Source organism: Oenococcus oeni DSM 20252 = AWRIB129, from assembly GCF_000372485.1.
Taxonomy (GTDB): Bacteria; Bacillota; Bacilli; order Lactobacillales; family Lactobacillaceae; genus Oenococcus; species Oenococcus oeni.
Map to the genome: position 1 here is coordinate 26,705 of NZ_AQVA01000003.1, position 21,711 is coordinate 48,415.

A 21,711-nucleotide genomic window follows, 5' to 3' on the forward strand; every position below is an offset into this window, starting at 1 on the left:
ACATTTTTGCATAAAAAAACTATCGGAGCTGATAACTCTAATAGTTTCAAAATTCTATTTTAATTTTGAAATAAGTTTCTTAATCATTTCGGACTGGAATTTGGCGGCTAGTTGCTTTTCCATTTTTTCCTGTTCGACTTTATTTGTTGCCAAGCTAGGATCTTTAATAACTGCCGCTTTCATTTTTTCTTCCACATAGGCGGCAGCTTCTTTTTTGACCTGTTGCTGAAATTTGGAATCAGCTAATTCTTTTTTTAATTCTTTTGCTTGACTGGTCGATAAACGTATCCATGTTTTTGGTATTTCAAAATTGTTGACTCGTTTTACCAATTCATGACCGTTTTCGGCTATTCCGAACCAAAATTTCGATGCGTTGGATTTATATTCCCAATAAGTTTTTGTGGTTTTCAATTTTGCTGTATTGCTGCTGATATTTTTTACTTTATTTGTTGTATATTCATCGGCCTGAGTATGCTGGGGTGTCTTTTGTTTTAACTTTGTAGAATAGATATAAACATTTTCTTTACCGCTTGTACCAATTTTTTGATACAAAATCAAGTTCATTGAACTGCTTTGGTCGGCCGAGTAAATTTTCTTTGTACTCGTGACTGATACCTTGTGTAAACCATAATGGTCATAATAATTTGCCACAATTGCAAGCAGGGAAAGCAGGACAACGGCTCCGGAAATAAGTGTCAGCATTCTTCGGGAAATCGGGTTATCGGTATAGATGAAGCTAACGAAGAAGGCGACTGCGGAAATAACTAATAATACAAGAATCATTATGCTTTGCCTCCTTGAATATTTTCTTTTTCATTGTTGACAACCTGCGAATTGTCAATTTTGTTTTTCATAAAGAAGGAGATTACAAAACCGGCTAAACAAAAGATAACTGCAATCCAAAATGCCGCATGATAACCGGATATCGTCGCATCGAATGCTTTAACTTTGTATTCTAACGGGGAAGATGATAAAAGAGCTTTACCGGGCATTTGATTTTTAGTCACGTTTGATAGAACGGAAATCAAAATTGCCGTTCCGATTGAACTGGCAACCTGTCGAACCGTATTGTTAACGGCTGTACCATGCGAGATTAAATTGGTTGGCAGGGCGTTCATGCCAGCAGTTGTTGCGGGCATCATAACCATCGATATTCCAAACATACGAACACCGTATAGGAAAGTAATATAGATAACTGGTGTCTGCTTTGTGATCATGACAAAAGACAATGTTCCAGCGGTTAATAAGAATAAACCGGCGATCGACAGGCGTTTAGCGCCGATTCGATCAAAAGCGCGGCCAGTAATCGGGCTCATAACAGCCATCATTAAAGCACCTGGAAGCAGAGTTAATCCTGAATTTAAAGCACTCATGCCATGCACAATTTGCAAGTAAAGAGGCACTACCATCTCAACGCCAACCAATGCAATCATCACAACTGAACTTAAAATAGTTGCAATTGTAAATTCTTTGGAGGTGAAAACGCGTAATTGCAAAAATGGTTTTTCCATTTTTAATTGTCGCCAGACAAAGAAGGCGATTAAAATGGTTCCAATAACTAAAGTAAAGATCACAGTTTTTGATCCCCAACCATCATCTCCAACCGATGAAAATCCATAAAGCAGGGAACCGAAACCAGCTGTTGATAAAGCAAGTGAGAGCCAATCCAATTTTGGCTTGCCGGTTTCAATAACAGGTTTCATAAAGAACAAGGCTAATACGAGAACGACAGCCATAATTGGAATAATCATTCCAAACAAATCGCGCCATTGCCATGTGTCGATAATCCATCCTGAAAGAGTTGGACCAATCGCAGGTGCAACGCCAACGACGACGCCGGCGAGACCCATGGCTGTTCCACGCTTGTCGACTGGAAATATAGATAGCATAATGGTTTGCATAAGGGGCATTGCAACACCCACACCAAGCGCCTGCGTCAAACGACCGGCTAGAAGCACACCATAATTTGGTGCAGCCCAAGCCATAATTGTGCCGATTTCAAAAATTCCCATTGCGCTAATATAAAGCCATTTTGAGTTAAAACGGCTTGATAGCCAAGCAGAAACCGGGATCATAATTCCGTTGACCATTAAAAAACCAGTTGTCAGCCACTGAACGGTTGAAGTTGAAATATCGAATGCCTTCATTAGAGTTGGATAGGCGGTCGCTAAGATCGTCTGGTTCAAGACGGTACAAAAAGTACCAATAAGCAAAACAACAATCAACATTATTCGATTGTATTTTTTGCCATTACTGTCAATAGCTTCTGACATATTTTTTACCTTCTTTCAATAATTTTAAATTTGCGTCAAAAAACGAACTTATCCAATATAACTCTTTGACTTATTATTGTAAACTTTTTTTAATAGTATAGTTATTAAAAATATAATAATTCTAGAAAAAGTAATAATGGTTGCGTGTTATTATATAAAAAATAGGTAAATATGAGAATGGATGAAGAATTAAAATCCCGAAAAGTTAACGAATTAGTTGATTTTCAACATATTATTCATTCGATGGTAAAAGACGATAATGTCTTGATCGGTATATCGGATCTTTCCGATGCTACAGGAGTTTCTCAAACGCAATTACGATATTGGCTGGAAAAAGTTTATTTGAAAAGCCGTGGAACTGCAAAGAAGAAGAAATTCATTTATGGCACGGTCTTTTTTGTTCGAATGATTAAAAAATACCAAGATGAGGGCTTTACCTTAGCATCAGCTGTTGAACACACAAAAAGGCATTCAACGATGATTAAAGCTATCAAAAAAATGGTCTTTGACCGATTGGAGAACGTTCAAGAGGAAGAAAAGTCTACTTTGATTGATCTTGGTGTTTTTGATCCTCAGGAAAATAAACATTTATTTGCCAGCGTTACCGAAAACGGTACTAAATTTGAGCTGCATTAAGAAAGGATAATTATTCTTATAATCGTCTTTTTTATTTGCCTTGTTTTCTTGCGAACCTTGTAAAGACGATTGATATGGCATATCGAAATATATTGATTTTTTTAAAGAAAGTTAAGAATGTTTTTATTACTTTGCGAATTATTGCAAATATTTTGTTGGTATTATGAGATATTTGTTTTAGGGGGTTAAAATATGAAAGTTGCGATTGTTTCCGACAGCCATGGAAACGCTACTGCTTTGACTAGCGTGATTAAAGACGCACAAAAGAATCACGCCGACCAGTTTTGGTCTCTTGGTGATATTGCTTTGACTGGACCTGGTTCCGAAGCTTGTTATAGGCTCTTAGACCAAATAAATACAACACACTTTCTCAGGGGCAACTGGGAAGATATTTATGGACAGGTTAGAGAAAAAGATCTTGTTAATCTTGAAGACCCGGAAGATATTGCTGCTGTGATGCAGGTTAGGTTCGATGAATTGCATTTTTCAGCAGATATTAGAAAACAAATTGCCGGTCTTCCTTTTAAACAAGAATTTTCGTTTGAAGGAATTAAATTTGCTTTATATCATAATAGTCCCGATTCTGATCACGGCCATCAAATGCTTCCGACCAATCGACAGGAAAACTTCGATCTTTTTTCTAAAGATACAAATGCAGACATAATCATTTATGCTCATGTTCATCAGCAGTTGCTTAGATATACGGATAGCGGACAGATGATTTTAAATCCTGGATCTGTTGGAGAACCATGGGCCGTTTCATCTAATTTATTGCTTAATCGACGAGCAAATTATCTCTTAATGGATGTCGATAATGGCGGAATATCCAACCTCGAATTTAAGCATATTGGATATAATCTGGAAAAGGAAATTGATTTGGCTTACTCGCGCGATTTACCATATGCTAACCTTTATGAACGATTGATTAAAACTGGTAAGGGATTCACCCACGACGATCAGTCCTTAATTATCGAAAACAAAAAACATGGTTATCGTTCTTTAGCAGAGGAATTTATAAGTCAAATAAATTCTTCTACTCATGATTAGTTTTTAAAAAGTATCAATTTACCGGATTCGTGTTATTTATCGGATAGAGGGGAGAATTGAAATGATAAAAATATATACAAGAGATGATTGCCCTCAATGTTATATGACAAAAAAATGGCTAGATAATCATCAACTTGAATACACGGAAATCAATATTAGTCGAGACAAAAAATATATTGACTATCTAAAAGCAAAAGGTGCTCAACAAACTCCTTAGGTTGTAACCGATCGAGAAAATTGGTCTGGTTTTAGGCCAAACAAATTAATTATGTTAATTAGATAGCTTAATCAAAAAGCCGTTCCTAGCGAACGGCTTTTGTTTTTAAATCATTTTCTTTTAAGATTATTGGATTTGTTTCTGACTGCTTCTACTTCGCTTTTTTGCTGGATGATTATCCTGTTATAAGTTTAGAAGTTGCAATATAAAATTAGAAAACTTTGGCACTTTCCATAGCTTTAAGAGATGCTTCATTCAACATCTTTTCTGCTTGATCAGGGAAATTGTCAACTCCTTCAAGTAGAACCGATTGATAATCATTTATCCCGAATAACTTCATAATTGCTCGGAGATAAAGATCACCTATATCTTGGTCCTCATTATCTTTGCCTTGATAAATGCCACCGGTTGATTGAATATGAAAGGCTTTTTTATTTTTCAACAAACCAATCGGACCCTTTTCGGTGTATTTAAAAGTTTTTCCAACGATAGCGACGACATCGAAATATTGTTTTAGTTCTGCCGGAAGAAAAAGATTGTACATGGGATTAATAAAGACGTATTTGTCATTTTCCAAAAATTCATCCAGCCATTCGACGTGACCCTTCATTAATTGCTGTTGATCCTTCGGGAGATCAAAAAAATCTTTGCCGAATTTAAATTTTTTCCAAATATCAAAATTTTCGTTATTAATCAAAGGTACTTTATCAGCGTAAACGTCCCTGATTGTGACTTGATCATCCGGATGGGATTTCTTATATGATTCGATGAAAACTTTACCTATTTATAAAGACTTTGATGAATCAATACTTTTTGGATGGGCTTTAACAACTAAAACTTTATTCATGAAGTTTTCCTTATCTTGTATTATTTTTTGTAACAACTAAGTTTAAAACAAAACAAACCGAAATTTCAATTAGACGAAAATAAAATATTTCTAATAATTTAGGACAAATATAGTTGATAATAAAGATGTGGAATTAGTTAATTTAAATGAAGATGAGTATAACCGTTTCGAGCAAAAAAACCCGAAGGGTTCTTTCTATCAGAGTGTTTTGCAAAAAAAATATTATGAAGATAGTCATCAGGATTCTTATTTGCTGGGAGTCAAAGAAAAAGATGAAGTTCTTTTGACAGCTCTTATGAGAAAAATTAAAAATCATACCGGGGATGTTTATGAGATCACGGGTGGCCCTTTGGTTGATTTTGAAAATGAAAATAATAATCAAATTATTGCCTTTTTTTTGAAAGAATTACATAAGTATTTAAAAAAACAGCATGCCTATTATTTGCGAATTGTTCCTAATGAAAAGACCCAGCGGGTTGAGAACAATGGCAAAGTTGTTAATTACGATTTAAAAAATTATAGCTCACTTTATTTTGCGGAGGGATTTATTTATCGTTCATTTGAACAGGTTGGTTACGGTTTTGCTACTCCCCATTATGAATACCAAAAACGAATTGAGGGACTGAATAAAAAAACTTTGTTTCAGTCTTACAGTAAGAAGACTCAATATTCGATTAAAAAAACATATGAATTCGGTATCACGACACGAAATATTTCTTATGACGAATTGGAAATGTTTCATGAAAATACGACAAAAACAGCCAAGAGGCTCGGATTTTATGACAAAGAGCTTTCATATTATCAATCTGTTTATAGGACGTTCGGCGATAATGCCAAATTTATGATTGCTGAAATTAATTTATCCGATTATATTGGTCATTTCCAGGAAATTATCAGAAATCTGAAGGATAAAATTGATCAGATGATTTTGATTGATTCTAAAAGGGAGAAGCCAACAAAGACCAGACAGATTAAAGAATTAAGAAGTCAAGTCGAACAGCATGAAAAAAGAATTGTTCAAGCAAAAAAATTAATTGAACAATATGGAAAAAAAATCAATCTAGCTGGTGCTTTATTTTTTATTCAGCCGCAGGAAGTGTCGTATATGTTTAGTTATACTAATGCCGAATTTAAAAACTTCTACGGTCCCTATCGGACTCAAGCAGATATGCTTGAATTTGCTTTGAAGGAAAAGGTGCCTGTTTATAATTTTTATGGCGTTTCCGGCGATCGTTCCGGGCATGATGGCGTTTACGAATTTAAAAAAGGTTTCCAGGGATATATGGTCGACAATATGGGTGCTTTCATACTTCCGATTAACAAGTTTCGTTATCAATTTTTACAAACTATTAAGAAAATTATCAGAAGGCGTTAGAAAAACCGATTTTAAAACAAATTAGGGATGTTTATCTTCTGAGATGTCTTTTTCAATGTCTTCAATAACAGTTTCTGCTCGTCCACGTAGATAAGTGAAAGGCAAAACTTCTTCCACTTTTTTATGACGCAGCTTGTAGTTTCGCTTTGAAATTCGGGCTCTTCTTGAATAGATCAAAAGAGTCAGGGCAAAGATCAAGATAAAGAAAGTCAGCATAATTGTCACGTAAGCCACCAAACTTATTCCTTTAATTCCGCTGGGAACAAATGTTGAAGCAAACACGGCCAGTGAACTGATTAATCCGAGGACAGCAACGGCGAAACGGGTAATTTTCCCTCCGGGAATTTTGAATTTACGGGATATTGTTTTCTTACTTGCTGTTAATGCTAAATAACCAATGAAAATTAGAATATAGGTCACGAGATACAGCATCACGGTCATACTCATCGACATTTTATAAGCATCATTATTGCCACCGAAACCAACCGTAAGAACGCCACTGATGACGCTGACGATTATCCCTTGAAAGATAACTAACCGTGCTGGGACTTGTTGTTCGTTTACATGGTCGAAGTAGGCAGGCAGAATTCTGTCTTCAGCTGTAGCCAATAGGGATTTAACCGGACCGATAATCCAAGAACTAATTTCGCCAAGCATTCCAAAAGCCATCAACAGACCAACTATTTTAATCATCCATGTTGCCCAGACAGTCTTGCTGATTTTTGTAAACATGATACTGATGGCATCGATCATTCCTTGATTCAAGGACAATTTATTCAATGGAACGACCGATGCAACCGATAAGCCGCCAAAGGAATCTATAATAATTGCAAAGAGTACTAATATAATCAGCGTTAATGGATAATTTACTTTTGGGTTCCTTAAATTATTTATATATGAGGCGGATGCCTCGATCCCTGTAAAAGCGAGAATAAAAGGGACGATAGTTGAAATTGAAAAGGTATTTGTCAGTGTTTTGAAATTTTCGGTCAAACTGCTGTTGAATTGAAGTGGGTTACCTAGGGATAAATAAATACCACAAACCGCTAACAGAATAAATGCGGGTAATAGTATTCCCCAAATGAAAGTATTTTTAACCAATTTATCCGTACCATTGATACCACGCATTTGAAAAAAGGTCATTGCCCAATAAATTATCAAAAAGAGGATCCATTTTAGCCAGTGATTGGTATTTAAAATCGAAAGATCGAGCGTAAATGACAATACCCCGATGATGAAGTAAATCATCGTAATAAAATTAACAGTAATTTGCAGCCACTGGAAGAAAACAGCAATGAAACCAGCCCGTTTCCCAAGAGTGTTTTTGACCCAGGCATAGACGCCGCCTTCTTCCCATCCGGAAACTGTCGCCATTTCCGCTGAACAGAGAGCAATTGGAAGGAACCACAATAATCCGGCTAAAACAAGGTACAGAACAGCCAAGAGTCCAGATTGAGCGAAAGCCGGATATTCGTCAGCTGACATCAGCATGGCAGCGGTTAAAGTAAAGAAACCAAACAGAGACATTTTGGAGTTACTGGATATATTTCTTTTCATTTTGTTTCCTCACAGTTATCGTTCAGACTTATTCCACCTCATTCTAATGCTCATTTGCCTGTAATGCTGGTTTTCAGATTATTTCGAATTATTTCTTCGTCCTGTCTGTCTTTATATACTATTGTTATCAGAGATTATAATGATCAACGGGATTGGATAATCAGAATTTTTTGACATTCTTAAGAATCCATATCGAACAAAAGTAAAACAACCTGATTTTTTTGGAGAAAACTCATGATTACCTTATTTTTATTGTTAATGCAGCGGGTCGGAACTATTTTGATTTTGGCTTTTTTATTGGTTAATGTTCCTTTCTTTCGTCGTCTTTTACCAAAACTCGATCAAATCAGTACGAAATTTTATTTAATTCTTATTTTTGCGGGTTTTGCCCTGTTCTCCAACTTGACCGGCGTTGAAATTACAAAAAACAATAACCTTGTTTCAACAACTTTTCTTACCGGTTTGCCGTCGAGCGATTCAATAGCGAATACGCGAACTCTGGTAATTACAGTTGCCGGTTTAGTTGGTGGACCGGTTGTTGGGACAATAACTGGTTTAATTGCTGGTGTTCATCGTGTTTTTCAAGGGAATGGAGCTGATAGTTTTTATATTTTCAGTTCAATTATTATCGGTTGGATCTCTGGCATGATCGGCCACAGCTATTCAAAGAGACGAACCTATCCGACAGCTGGGGTCGCAGCGATAACCGGACTTGGCATGGAATTTATCCAAATGCTGTTTATTCTTGTTTTCAGTGTTTCCGGTCTACAACTTGTGAAATTAATTTTTCTGCCGATGATGATTTTGAACAGTTTTGGAACCTGGGTTTTTATGTCGATTATTAGTGCTTACCTCCATCAAGAAGAACAATTAAGGTCAGTTCAGACACATGATATTCTCGAATTGGCGAACAAAACCCTGCCTTATTTCAGTTCCGGTTTGACTGAAAGTTCGGCAATGCAGGCAGCAACGATTATTCAGCATTATACGAATTTTGATGCAATCGGAATCACTGATTCGCAAAATGTTTTGGCACATGTCGGTCCAGGTTCTGATCATCACGTCCCTGAGCGTCATGTGGTTACAGATCTTTCAAAAAGAGTCTTGGCTTCCGGAAAGATGGAAGTTGCCAATTCCAAAGAAATGATTGGCTGTCCGATCCCTGGTTGTCCACTGGCAGCTGCGATTGTAATTCCTTTAATCGTAGATAAACAAGTGGTTGGGACCTTAAAAATGTATTTTACCGATGCAAGAAAATTGACACCGGTCGAAGAACAATTGGCAACCGGTCTTGCATCAATTTTTTCTAGTCAATTGGCTCTTGGATTGGCTGAAGAGCAATCGAAACTCGTTCGCGATGCCGAAATTAAATCTTTACAGGCACAGGTTAATCCCCACTTCTTTTTCAATGCGATCAACACTATTTCGGCTTTAATGAGGACTGATGCCACTCAAGCTCATGATTTATTATTAGAGCTTAGTACTTATTTTCGGACGAACCTGCAAGGAGCCCGTGAAACGGAAATTACCCTTAAACAAGAAGAGGCACACGTTCAAGCATACTTGTCTCTGGAACAAAGTCGTTTTCCGAATAAGTACAGTGTTAACTTTTCGGTAAAAAGCAATGAATTAAATTTATTACCGCCTTTCACAATTCAAATTTTGGTCGAAAACGCCATTCGTCATGCTTTCAGCGGCCGCAAGAAGAATAATTGTGTCAATGTTGTCGTCACTGAAAAGAGAAATTGTTTACATATTCTGGTTAGTGATAACGGAAACGGAATTCCTCAGAAACTATTACCACATCTGGGCCAACGGGTAGTGGATTCTATTCAGGGTAGCGGAACGGCGCTTGAAAATTTGAATCGCCGCTTAACCGGTCTTTATGGACCGAAATCTGCTTTGAAAATTAATAGTAGCTCTAAGGGAACCGACGTAAAAATTGTCATTCCAAGAAAGGTGAAAACGATATGAAAATTTTAGTCGTGGATGATGAACCTTTGGCTCGTGACGAATTAAGTTATTTGCTAAAACAGAATCGATTAACCGATTCTGTTTATCAGGCTGATTCCATCGGAACGGCAGTTGATAAATTGCTGCAGGAAAAAATCGATGTCATTTTTATCGATATATCATTAAATGATGAAAATGGTTTTCAATTAGCAAATGAATTAAAAAAACTTATTCATCCACCATTGATTGTTTTTGCAACTGCTTTTGATAGCTATGCTGTCAAAGCTTTTGATGTCGATGCAGTCGATTACGTTCTCAAACCCTTTGAACAGTCTCGAGTTAATCAGGCTTTGGAGAAAGTTCAGGCAATTTTTAAGCTTCAAGCAAAAAAAGACAATTCGTTGACTGTAAATTCCCATTTCGGGTCGGAGAAAACGAAAATTATATCGATTACCAGTGATGATAAAACGAAAATTATCAAACAACACGATTTAATTATGGCGACTATTAAGGATGGGGCTTTGACTTTAATTACAAACGGTCAATCATACAGTACCCGTCAATCTCTTGGTTGGTTGCTTAGTCGTCTTAACAAAAATGATTTTCTGCAGGTCCACAGAAGTATCATTGTAAATATAAATTCTATCTCGGAGCTTGAACCTTGGTTTAATCATACCTACCAATTAAAATTAACGAATGGTATGAAGGTTCCGGTTAGTCGTTCTTTTATAAAGGCAGTTAAAAAAAGATTGATGATGTGATCATAACGATTAATTTTGCTGATTATTTGGGTATTTAAAGTTAGGTAAAAGGCACTTCGGCCCGAGTTTGATACCTCTTGCACAAAAAAGTTTTTTTCCAAATTTTTTTTCTTACAATTAGGCTGTTGATGGGTTTGCAAAGACTGATCTATATACAGGAACAATTTCTTAAGAGGATTCAAACAGCGGATCTTTCGACGAATACCTTCATTCTTGGTAAATTTTTAAATTTCGATACTAGTAACTTTATATTTATTTGTTTTGTTTGAATTTCTTTAAAGTTGATAGTACTGAGAAGGTTGGAAGAAAGTGTTTCTTAAAAACTTAATTAATTAGGAAGGGGATATCATATTATGGAAAAAAATAGTCGGAAATTATCAAATCCTTGGCTTATTATTTTGGGAACGGTTTTGATTCAGATTTCTGCTGGTTCATTTTATGCTTGGTCAATCTTTAATAATGGCTTCATGTTAAAATCCGGTGGTACTGTTCAAGCAGTCAATGGTGTCAAAAAGATTGTTGGTGGATTACCGGCTGGATCTGTTAGTTTTACCTTTACTGTGGGGATGCTTTTTCTATCGCTTGCTACTTTGGCGGGAATTCCACTCGCAAAGAAGTATGGAATTAAAATAATTAGTATCTTTGCGTCGATTATTTACGGTCTCTCGATACTTGGGCTAATGTTGGTTGGTAAGAATTCATCTATTTGGCTGCTTTGGTTATTTGGAGGAGTTATTTTGGGTGCAATGAATGGGATTCTTTATTTGACGACACTTACGAACGCTATTAAGTGGTTTCCAAAAAGGAAAGGTTTAATTTCAGGTGTGTGTGTTGCTAGTTATGGCCTCGGGTCATTTATTTTTAAATATATCGATATGGCAATTGCCGGTGGCGCCGGAGCTATTACGGCTCAAAATCTTGATAGAGTTCTCTTTTGGTGGGGAACTCTAGCATTACTTTTGTCAGTTGTTGGTTCGTTTTTTCTTAAAAATGCTCCGGAAGATTCAGCTTCTTCGCTTGATACGAATAATAATTCCAATAATTCGATTTTCATAGACAAAACAAATTTTACAACCTCTGAAATGCTGCATACATCTCAAGCTTATTTAATCTTTTTTTGCTTGATAACGGCCGTTATGTTTATGGGGCTCTTGGGTTCCGCGGTTACTAATATGGCAGCGGCGGGTACGCAGACTCCTAACAAAGTGGCTGTTTGGGGAGGAACCAGCGCAGCTGCAACATTCGTTGCCATTGTTGCTATTGCCAATACTTTGGGTCGCTTTATCATGGGGTGGCTATCCGACATTACAGGTCGAAAAACAGTCTTTTTTATTACTTACATCGTTCAATTATTAGCATTAATTATATTGTTATCGACAAAACCTGGTGCCATGAGTATTGGCATGATGTATATCATCGTTATTGCGATGGCATTTTGTTTTGGCGGTAACATTACCGTATTTCCAACTTGTGTGTCTGATTATTTTGGTTTGAAAAACACATCGCGTAATTATTCGATAATCTATCAAGGATTTGGAATTGGTGCCATTATCGTGGGCTTTTTAATGGCTTCAGGAAATCCCTTGAATCCAAAAAATATTACGCTTTCAAACGGTGCTGTTCTGACTCAGAACTTTAATTTGACTTACTGGGTATTGTTAATTATGGTGATTATTTCACTAGTAATTTTTGTACTTATCAAAAAGCCCGTTAAGAAGAATTCCAATATAAAAAATTAAAGTGGTTTAGACTTTTGTATAAGTATTTTTATTTTTTTAAAACATTTTCTTTTTTTAGAAAATGTTTTTTATTTTAGGTTAGTTTGATGCTTGTTTTTTTCTCTATTTAAATAAAGAACAAATCATCGAATTTAGTTAAGAATCTGACTAATAAAAGGATTATTCTTACTATTATATAGTGCTTTATCGAAAGCCTACATTTGCTGTTAGAGCAGAAAGTTTTTAATTAATCTTAGTCTAAGATGATTTGATCAATTTATTTAGTGAGAAAGGTCAATCGGAATGAAACAACAAAGTCAATGGATTTTACTTATATCAACTTCGATCGTGTCTTTTATGTCAACACTAGATGCCAGCATTGTTAACATCGCTGTCCCAAAAATGTCTCGCGACTTGAATGTACCAACTAATCAGGCCGAATGGGTCGTTTCTGTTTATTTAGTTTTAATTTGCGTGCTGCTGATCTTTTTTGGTAAATTGTCAGACCAAATTGGTCGAATACCAATTTTCCAAGTTGGTACGCTGATTTTTATAATTGGGTCGCTGGCCTGTGGATTGAGTCTTAATTTACCGCTCTTAATTACTGCAAGAATTGTTCAGGCCTTTGGCGCTTCAATGACGATGTCGACAAATTTCGGCATCATTACTCAAATTTTTCCTTCAAATAAACATGGTTTGGCTTTAGGGGTAAACAGTTCTTTTGTTCAGGTCGGCAATCTGGCGGGTCCCGGCTTAGGCGGTTTGATCTTGGCTTATTTTAATTGGCATTATATTTTTTTGTTAATGTTCCAATTGGTATAATTGCCTATTTTCTTGGTCATCATTTTTTTCCACATTCTAAAATAGCTCCTAATAATATTAAAATAGATATTTTTGGATTTATCACTTATGCAGGAACTATTTCAAGCTTTTTCATCATGATTTTCTGGGGCCAGGTAATTGGTTTTGGGAATCTGAAAATCATTGCGTTAATATTTTTGACTTTGATTCTATTGATAGGATTCGTTTTAGTTGAGAACCATACAAAAAATCCACTGATCAATTTACGTATTTTTCACAATTTAAGTTTTAGTTTTGGAATTTTTTCAACAATGCTTGTCTTCACTGTCGGCTATTTCAATAACATGATTATTCCATTTTATTTAGAGGATACTTTGTTGCTTTCTTCAGCGGTTGCCGGATTGATTCTTATGTTCGTTCCAATACTAAATATAATCAGTGCTCCGATTGGCGGCTATATTTCCGATCATATTGGCGCTGAACGAGTTTCTTTTTATGCTTTATTCATATTTATCATTCCTGAGCTAATTTTTATTTCTGTTCGACCGGTTTGGTCCCTGGCTTGGCTGATTATTGCTTTGGCAACTTTCGGAATTGCTAATGGCGCGTTTCAAAATAATCCGATGATTATGGGGAATGCAGCACCCGAATTTCAAGGAATTGCAGGTTCGATTGCCTCTTTAAGCCGAAATATGGGTATGTCAATTGGCTTGGCTTTGGCAACTTCTTTGTTGTATTTTGGTATCAGCCTTCGCTCCGGTTACCGAATTACAACCTATCCCGATAAACATCCGGATTGGTTTGTTTTTGGGATGCATTTTGCTTATATCTTCGCTTTTGGGATGATTATAAGCGCTCTGTTTTTGCTCGCCGGATTATTGTATTATCAACATCATCGACGAATTAGCGAAAAGAAAATCAATTAATTTTGATCAATAAAATCATGGAATTGAAAAACGCCCCCGATATTCTTGTCGGAAGCGCCTTTTCACTTTTGCAATTGTAATAGTTCTTCGATATCGGGAATCATTTTTTCTGGATCGGTCTTTGGCGCATAACGCTTGGCAACTTCACCATCCTGTTTAACCAAGAATTTTGTAAAGTTCCATTTAATAGATTTTCCAATCGCTCCTGGAGCATTATCTTTTAAATAACTAAATAGGGGTAATTCGTCTTTTCCGTTAACGTCATTGATTTCATGCATTAGGAAAGTTACCCCGTAAGTTGTTCGACAAGCTTCGGCAGCAGCTTGACTCGAATCAAGTTCCTGCTTAAATTGATTTGAAGGAAACCGAGAACAACTAATCCGGAATCTTTGAATTGCTTATAAATTTTTTCAAGTTCTTCGAATTGTGGAGCGAATCCGCATTTGGTGGCCGTATTAACAATCACCATGATCTTTCCTTTATATTTGTCCAATTTGTAGCTTTCGCCATTCTCTAAAGTTGCTTTGTAATCGTAAATCGACATCGTTAATTCCTCCGTTCAATCTGATGACTCATGAAAAAGTTGGTCTTGAAAATCAGACTTTTAAAACTTCGTCAGAAAAATGCAGTTGATTGCTAAAAAAATTGTAAACGCATCGTTCTTTAATCTAATTCTACTCTTTTGATTTTTTTAAATTCACAACTGGTTTAATGACCAGATTGAGTTATAGTGGGCGTTATGAGGATTTTTCAATAAATAGTTTGTGAATTTATTTGTGATTGTCGAAAATTTTTTATCAAAAATTAAGAATAATTATGAGGAGAAACTGAATTTTAATGAATCGAAATAATATCTTTGCTGATGGTTTTATCGATGTTAAAGGTGCCAGAGAAAATAATTTAAAAAATCTTAGCCTTAAAATTCCAAAATATAAAACGACCGTTTTTGTCGGTTTATCAGGAGCAGGCAAATCTTCTCTGGTCTTTGATACCATCGCGGCTTTATCAAGAAGAGAGTTGAACGAGACTTTTGCCAGTTTTACCCAGCAGTATCTTCCTAAATACGGTCAACCACACGTTGACGAAATTGATCATTTACCAGTCGCGATTGTAATTGAACAAAAGAAAATTGGTGAAAATGCTCGTTCAACCGTTGGGACATATACAGGGGCCTATTCATTACTCCGTCTACTTTTTTCGCGAATTGGCCGTCCTTTTATCGGTTATTCTGACACTTTTTCGTTTAATATGCCAAAAGGGATGTGCCCTAATTGTCAAGGACTTGGGTATGTCGACGATATTGACGAAGATTTGTTGATTGACAAAAACGAATCGCTTAACCAAGGAGCAATTAAATTTGTCAGTTTTGGACCTGATACTTGGCGTTGGCGTCGTTATGTCAATAGTGGTTTATTCGATAACGACAAACCTGTCAAAAATTTTACCGACCGGGAATGGCAACTCCTAATGTATGCACCTCAACAACAATTAAAGCATCCCGGCCCTAAGTTTCCAAAATCAGCTTTATATGAAGGGGTCGTCCCGAGAATTAGACGTTCGATTCTCCATAAAAAGGAAGCTAAGCATCATCAGGCAGCGATCTCAAAAATCGTCACTCATCATGCATGCCCGATTTGCCATGGAACCCGCTTGAATTCGACTGTTCTTGGAAACCGTATTAATGGCAAAAACATTGCTGAAGTTTGTTCAATGAGTCTGAAGGATTTAAGCGAGTTTTTGGACACTATTAATGCAACACTAACCACCGATCTTATTAGGGAATTGCAGGTAAAACTTCATTCAATGATTGATATTGGTTTGGGATATTTATCTTTGGCGCGGGGAACCAACAGCCTTTCCGGTGGGGAAGCTCAACGGATTAAAATTTCCAAATACTTAAATAGTTCTTTATCGGATATGGTTTATATTTTGGATGAACCAAGTGTTGGTCTTCATCCTCATGATATCGATCTGGTTAAGAAAGGTCTGACAAGATTGCGGAATAAAGGGAACACAATCCTACTTGTCGAGCATAATCCCTTAATGATGTCCTTTGCCGATTATGTCGTCGAATTGGGACCGGTTGCCGGCGCATCCGGCGGCCAATTAACTTTTCAAGGAACTTATGAAGAACTTCTAAATTCCAGTTCTTTGACAGGAAAATGGCTCAGGGAAAAAATTGCTTTTAAAACGAAAGTTAGAAAGAGCTCTAATTCTGTTCAATTAACTAATCTAAATTCGAATAACTTGAAAAATATTAATATTAGAATTCCGATTGATGTAGTGACGGTTTTAACTGGCGTTGCGGGCTCAGGGAAAAGTTCTCTGGTTAAAGAGTTGAAAAATTCTTTGGACGTTCCTTATATAGATCTGGCTCAGAAAGATATTTCAACAAATCTTCGTTCAACTCCAGCAACATATTTGGATATCCTTGATCCGATTCGCAAATTATTTGCTCAAAGTAATCAAACTAGTTTAGGGTTGTTCAGTTATAACGGCCAGGGTGCCTGTCCGATTTGCAAAGGCAAGGGAGTCACGATCACGAATATGGCCTTTATGGATCCGGTTGTGGAAGTTTGCGAGGCGTGTCATGGAAAACGTTATAGCAAAAAAGCCCTTCAATATCACTATCAGGGCAAGGACATTGCTGAAATTCTTGATTTTTCCGTTGATCAGGCTTTAAATTTCTTTTCTTCTGGAGAAGAAAAGAATCAAATGTTAAAAGAAAAATTATCTAGTTTAAAACGTGTCGGTTTGGGTTATATTCATTTGAATCAAACTCTAACCACTCTTTCCGGTGGTGAATTGCAGCGGATCAAGTTGGCATCTCGAATTAATGAAAAGGGAACTGTATTTTTACTTGACGAACCAACCAGCGGCCTACATATGCAAGATATCGCCGAACAAATTAAATTGATCAATCAACTTGTTGATGCTCACAACGGTGTCATCGTTATCGAACATAATCAAACGGTAATAAGCCAAGCCGATTGGTTGATTGATATTGGACCTGGAGCGGGAGTTTTTGGCGGCCAAGTTATTTATAGTGGTGTTCCAGCAGGGATCATCGATTGCTCAAACTCTTTGACCGGAAAGGCTTTATTAAAAGCAATGGACTAGGATCAATATTCTTGATCGTTCAATAATTCATCCTGTAATTTAGCAAGCTTCTCGGTAATGTAAACAGGATATTTATTAGGATTCTTTAGTCTTTTTGTTTCTTCTGGCAGTTCGCTAAGGGACTGCTGAGATACTTTTTTGATTTGCTGTACAGTGGGTGAGCTGTAAACAATTTTTCCTTTTTCAAAGATATTCGTTTGCAATGTTTCTAAATCAAAATCCATTAGATTAATATTTTGTTTTGTGTCTAATGGATCTGCCGATTTAACCAACATTCTTTTTGACAAGCGTTCTTCTTTCAAAGCAATTACGTCGGCAAACGCTTGTCGGGTTCCTTTTTTATACAATCGATAAAGTTGCTTGATTCCTGGTAGAGTGACCTTCTCACGACTGTCGCTTATTTTTATTTTCGGGATAATTTTACCTTCTTTTTTAATTGCTACTAATTTATAAACACCGCTCAAAACAGGATCGCTGGCACTGGTTATTAGTTCTTCTCCAACTCCAAAGTTATCAATTGGAGCCCCTTGGCTGAACAATAATGACTGGATCGTTGTTTCATCCAAGGCATTCGAAGCAGTAATTTTAGCTTCGGAAAAACCGGCATCGTCGAGCATTTTTCTTGCTAGTTTTGATAAATGGGCAATATCACCTGAATCGATTCTGATACCAATTGGTTTGTGGCCCTTTTCTTCAAGTTTTTGAAATACTTTAATTGCGTTTGGCACGCCCGAACTGACGACATCATATGTGTCGACAAGCAGGGAAGAATTATCGGGATATAATTCGGCCCATTTTTCAAAGGCGCTTAGTTCATTGGGAAAAGCTTCAATCCAACTATGAGCCATTGTTCCGGCGACGGTTAAACCAAATTTTTCAGCTGCCAATAAATTAGAGGTGCTTGCGCATCCGCCAATAATTGCCGCACGAGCCCCTAAGGTTGCTGCTGAGGGTCCTTGAGCCCTTCGGGCGCCGAATTCCATAATCGGCATTCCTTGGGCTGCATAACAGATTCTCCGAGCCTTGGTAGCTATTAGAGACTGGTGGTTCACTATATTTAGCAAAATTGTTTCAAAAAGTTGAGTTTCAATTAAGGGACCGCTGATAGTTAATAGTGGTTCCCTTGGAAAAACCGGTGTTCCTTCCGGAATTGCCGAAATATTTCCACTGAATTTGAATTTTTTTAGAAAATTCAGAAAATTATCCGTAAATAAATCAAGGTTCTTTAAATAAGCTAAATCTTTTTCGTCGAAATGAAAGTCTGAAACTGCTTGAATGGCTTGAGCCAGTCCAGCCGTGATCACAAAACTACCGTCATCGGGAACGTGGCGGAAAAACACATCGAAAACACCATCTTCTTTTTCGAGGGCCTGCTGATAACCGTTGGCCATTGATAATTCGTAAAGATCGGTAACCATTGATAAATTCATTTTTTCTTCTTTCGGGCACAAATTCGTTTCGGATTTTTAAATTAAAAATCCTGACGCTAATTCTTATCGTGAATTAGTATAATATCTAGACTGTTTTCGGTCAATGAAAATATATTTACCCATAAAAAAACACCGCTTTAATCGCGATGCCTTACTATTCTAATAGACTTGACCGGTATAAGGCGTATAAACAACGTTGTTAAAGTCAAAGTCCTTTAATTCGTCAATTGTGATGACTTTTGTTGCGCCCATGGCCGGCATTAGATTCACCGGCTTGTTCTTTTCGTTTGGAACCACTAAAACCATCGGCTTGTGGATCGCATAGGCATATCCCAATTCCCAAGCTATGCCTTCATCCGGTTCGTTAGGTAAGTACATAGCCACGATTAAATCGCTGCTATTAATGCCATTCATATCACCATTAAAAGTTCCCAGTTGCCATTCGGTGTCCTCTAAAAGTTCCGGATGATCAGGGATTGAAAAACCTTTATATTGGTGATCGAGGGGATAAAAAGCGTATTTCCAGTCGACTGTCTTGTTCTGTTTGATCAGTTCGATTCCTTGATTCATATAATTGGTCTGAGAATCGCTAAACCAAGAACAAGCAAAATAAACTTTATTCATGTAAATTAACCTTTCGTTTAGAGTTGCACGATTTATTATACTACCGGCTTTTTTATCAAATAGGTCGATTGGCGCTTTAATTTAATTTTTTGCAAACAAAAAACCGGCCGTTAAAAACCGATTTTTAATTAGACAATTTCAATTAAGCTTCAGCATACCATGGGTAATGGAAAGCTTGGTCAAATGGCTTGTCAACACGTTGATAAGTGTGAGCACCAAAGTAATCACGTTGTGCTTGCAGCAAATTAGCAGGCAAAACTTCAGAACGATAAGAATCAAAGTAAATAACCGCTGCTGAGAGAGCTGGGACCGGAACACCGGCTTTAACAGCTAGAGCAACAACATCACGAACGGCTTCTTGATACTTATTAGCAATATCTTTGAAGTAGTCATCCATCAACAAATTAGTTAAATCAGGCTTTTTATCATAAGCATCGGTAATATTTTGCAAGAAACCAGCACGAATGATGCAACCAGCACGCCAAATTTGAGCCAACTTGCCATAATCAAAGTCCCAATTATACTGTTTAGCTGCGAAACGCAGTTGCTCAAATCCTTGGGCATATGACATGATCTTGGCGAAGTAAAGAGCTTGACGAATTTTTTCAACTAGTTCTTTTTTATCTTCGGGAAGTTCAACTTTTTTCGCCGGTCCGTTCAAAACTTTAGAGGCGGCAACACGTTCGTCTTTCATCATAGAAATATAGCGAGCGTATACGGCTTCAGTAATAACTGATTGAGGAACCTGAACTTCTAGAGCATCTCCGGAAGACCAACGGCCGGTTCCTTTATTGTTTCCACGATCCAAGATCATGTCGACAATTGGTTTATCAGATCCAAGATCATCTTTACGAGTCAAAATATCAGCCGTGATTTCAATCAAATATGAATCAAGTTCGCCTTTATTCCATTCTTTAAAGATGTCGGCCATTTCGTCAACCGAAAGTCCGAGCACGTTTCTCATAATGTTATAGGTTTCATCAATTAATTCTTCGTCACCGTATTCGATACCATTGTGAACCATTTTTACGTAGTGGCCAGCACCGTTTTCACCACAGAAGGTAACACATGGCTTACCATCTTGAGTAGCCTTAGCGGCAATTTGTTCAAAAATTGGACGAACAAGTTCGTAAGCTTCTTTTTGGCCACCAGGCATCAGTGATGGTCCTTTTAGGGCACCTAGTTCTCCACCGGAAACACCTGTTCCGATAAAATTGATGCCGGAATCTGCCAAACGTGCATTTCTGGCAATTGTATCTTTAAAGAAGGTATTTCCACCATCGATCAGGATATCACCCTTATCCAAAAGTGGGATCAATTCGTTAATAACAGCGTCGGTACCGGCACCAGCTTTAACCATCAACATAATCCGACGTGGTTTAGCGATCGACTTAACGAAGTCTTCAATCGTAAAAGAAGGGATTAACTTCTTATCGGAATGTTTTGCCATAACATCGTCCGTCTTTGAACGAGAACGATTAAAGATTGCCACAGTATATCCGCGGCTTTCAACATTTAATGCTATGTTTCGGCCCATAACGGCCATCCCAACAACACCAAAATCTGCTTGAGTCATAAATTTCCTTTCAAATTGAGAATTGTGAAATTATATCTGATAGATTTTTCACAATTACATTTTCATTATATCTCAAAAAAATAGGCTGTTTGAATAAGAATCATATTTGTAAAAATGGGAGAAAATGTTTGAAAAATTCTATCTTTTTCACAAGTCTAATTGTATGTATAAAAAGTCGATAATATTGATATTTATCGAGAAATAAAAAGCCTTTATAAAAACGATTAAAAATCAAAGGGCATTTTTCACGTTTTTATTCAGGCCTTAAAATTAGCTTTCGGAGCAGTTTTTTTCTCTTCTTCGGTTTTTAACGATTCAAAAGGGCTGAATTTAAAACTTTGTGCGACTATACTTGCTGGAAATTGCCGGAGGCTGTTATTAAAATTATTAGAAGTCGATTTGAACATTTGGCGAGTATAAGAGATTTTATCTTCGGTATTTGATAGGTCTTTCATCAATTTGTCGAAATCAACGTTGCCCTTTAAATCCGGATAAGCTTCGGTAGCAGTAATTAAACGGTTTAATGCACTTGTCAAATTATCCGAGGCCGCCATCTTTTCATTCAGATCAGCATTACTGTCTAAAGTGGCTTGGCTAATATCTCGACTTTTAACAACATCTCCTAAAACATCTTTTTCATTTGATGCAAATTTATTAACCGTTTCAACTAAATTAGGAATTAAGTCGTTTCTATGTTTTAACTGCGCATCGATTGCCGAGCCTGCCTCTAATACGCTGCTTTTTCCTTTGACGAGTCCGTTATAGGTTACAGCTGTGTAAAGAGCCAGCAGAATTATTAGGAGCAAAATAATAATTAACCAGATCGACATAAATTCCTCCACTAAGTCAA

General features: G+C 36.8%; 15 protein-coding genes and 3 pseudogenes. 9 read left to right on the forward strand and 9 right to left on the reverse strand.

The genetic code is table 11. The features are described 5' to 3' along the window. Positions 1-54: 54 nt before the first annotated feature. Both A3G9_RS0102845 and A3G9_RS0102850 read right to left on the reverse strand, forming a co-directional pair. Positions 55-783, reverse strand: a complete 729-nt coding sequence (locus tag A3G9_RS0102845; protein ID WP_002818806.1) for a DUF4811 domain-containing protein — start codon at positions 781-783, stop codon at positions 55-57. Continuing rightward, a complete protein-coding gene (locus tag A3G9_RS0102850) occupies positions 783-2,273 on the reverse strand; it encodes an MDR family MFS transporter (RefSeq protein WP_002821817.1) in 1,491 nt (496 codons plus the stop codon). Before A3G9_RS0102850 ends, A3G9_RS0102845 begins: the two co-directional genes overlap by 1 nt. Before the next feature lie 171 nt (positions 2,274-2,444). Here A3G9_RS0102850 and A3G9_RS0102855 point away from each other — a divergent pair, with 171 nt between their 5' ends. The 3 genes and pseudogenes from A3G9_RS0102855 to A3G9_RS1000000110355 all read left to right on the forward strand — a co-directional run. After that, positions 2,445-2,909, forward strand: a complete 465-nt coding sequence (locus A3G9_RS0102855; protein WP_002821814.1) for a MerR family transcriptional regulator — start codon at positions 2,445-2,447, stop codon at positions 2,907-2,909. A gap of 192 nt (positions 2,910-3,101) precedes the next feature. Then, positions 3,102-3,956, forward strand: coding sequence for a metallophosphoesterase family protein (locus A3G9_RS0102860; protein ID WP_002818810.1), 855 nt, complete (start codon positions 3,102-3,104; stop codon positions 3,954-3,956). Between the two features lie 61 nt (positions 3,957-4,017). Next, positions 4,018-4,170, forward strand: a pseudogene (locus tag A3G9_RS1000000110355) (glutaredoxin domain-containing protein); the annotation flags it as partial. A 214-nt stretch (positions 4,171-4,384) separates the two neighbouring features. Here the strand turns inward: A3G9_RS1000000110355 and A3G9_RS0102870 are convergent. Further along, a complete protein-coding gene (locus A3G9_RS0102870) occupies positions 4,385-4,957 on the reverse strand; it encodes an NAD(P)H-dependent oxidoreductase (RefSeq protein ID WP_308213351.1) in 573 nt (190 codons plus the stop codon). A 190-nt stretch (positions 4,958-5,147) separates the two neighbouring features. Here A3G9_RS0102870 and A3G9_RS0102875 point away from each other — a divergent pair, with 190 nt between their 5' ends. After that, complete coding sequence (locus A3G9_RS0102875) at positions 5,148-6,395, forward strand: peptidoglycan bridge formation glycyltransferase FemA/FemB family protein (protein ID WP_002818817.1); 1,248 nt, start codon at positions 5,148-5,150, stop codon at positions 6,393-6,395. Between the two features lie 21 nt (positions 6,396-6,416). On the opposite strand, the gene A3G9_RS0102880 is transcribed toward A3G9_RS0102875, so the two are convergent. After that, positions 6,417-7,952 carry an amino acid permease gene (locus A3G9_RS0102880; protein ID WP_002818818.1) on the reverse strand — a complete coding sequence of 512 codons (1,536 nt, stop codon included), beginning with the start codon at positions 7,950-7,952 and terminating at the stop codon, positions 6,417-6,419. A gap of 234 nt (positions 7,953-8,186) precedes the next feature. Here A3G9_RS0102880 and A3G9_RS0102885 point away from each other — a divergent pair, with 234 nt between their 5' ends. The 4 genes and pseudogenes from A3G9_RS0102885 (at position 8,187) to A3G9_RS01000000109430 (ending at position 14,111) form a co-directional block, all read left to right on the forward strand. Continuing rightward, on the forward strand, positions 8,187-9,926 hold the full coding sequence (locus A3G9_RS0102885; protein WP_002818821.1) for a sensor histidine kinase: 1,740 nt from the start codon (positions 8,187-8,189) through the stop codon (positions 9,924-9,926). After that, positions 9,923-10,666, forward strand: coding sequence for a LytTR family transcriptional regulator DNA-binding domain-containing protein (locus A3G9_RS0102890; protein ID WP_002818822.1), 744 nt, complete (start codon positions 9,923-9,925; stop codon positions 10,664-10,666). The genes A3G9_RS0102885 and A3G9_RS0102890 overlap by 4 nt, the downstream gene beginning before the upstream one ends. A 353-nt stretch (positions 10,667-11,019) precedes the next feature. Then, positions 11,020-12,405 (forward strand): MFS transporter, encoded by a 1,386-nt coding sequence (locus A3G9_RS0102895; RefSeq protein WP_002820572.1) that lies wholly within the window; start codon positions 11,020-11,022, stop codon positions 12,403-12,405. 282 nt (positions 12,406-12,687) lie between these two features. Then, positions 12,688-14,111, forward strand: a pseudogene (locus tag A3G9_RS01000000109430) (MFS transporter). A gap of 62 nt (positions 14,112-14,173) precedes the next feature. Here the strand turns inward: A3G9_RS01000000109430 and A3G9_RS01000000109435 are convergent. Beyond that, positions 14,174-14,655: pseudogene (locus tag A3G9_RS01000000109435) on the reverse strand (glutathione peroxidase). A 293-nt stretch (positions 14,656-14,948) separates the two neighbouring features. Between A3G9_RS01000000109435 and A3G9_RS0102910 the strand changes: the two are divergent. Continuing rightward, positions 14,949-17,231, forward strand: a complete 2,283-nt coding sequence (locus tag A3G9_RS0102910; protein WP_002820570.1) for an ATP-binding cassette domain-containing protein — start codon at positions 14,949-14,951, stop codon at positions 17,229-17,231. A 2-nt stretch (positions 17,232-17,233) separates the two neighbouring features. Here the strand turns inward: A3G9_RS0102910 and A3G9_RS0102915 are convergent, their stop codons facing one another. From A3G9_RS0102915 to A3G9_RS0102930, 4 genes are all read right to left on the reverse strand, one after another. After that, positions 17,234-18,661 carry a nicotinate phosphoribosyltransferase gene (locus A3G9_RS0102915; protein WP_002820569.1) on the reverse strand — a complete coding sequence of 476 codons (1,428 nt, stop codon included), beginning with the start codon at positions 18,659-18,661 and terminating at the stop codon, positions 17,234-17,236. 159 nt (positions 18,662-18,820) lie between these two features. Continuing rightward, complete coding sequence (locus tag A3G9_RS0102920; RefSeq protein WP_002816702.1) at positions 18,821-19,285, reverse strand: nucleoside 2-deoxyribosyltransferase; 465 nt, start codon at positions 19,283-19,285, stop codon at positions 18,821-18,823. Positions 19,286-19,427: 142 nt separating this feature from the next. Then, positions 19,428-20,861: an NADP-dependent phosphogluconate dehydrogenase gene (gene gndA, locus A3G9_RS0102925; protein WP_002821812.1), complete on the reverse strand. Its 1,434-nt coding sequence runs from the start codon at positions 20,859-20,861 to the stop codon at positions 19,428-19,430. 257 nt (positions 20,862-21,118) lie between these two features. Next, complete coding sequence (locus tag A3G9_RS0102930; protein ID WP_002820568.1) at positions 21,119-21,691, reverse strand: LemA family protein; 573 nt, start codon at positions 21,689-21,691, stop codon at positions 21,119-21,121. Positions 21,692-21,711: the final 20 nt, after the last annotated feature.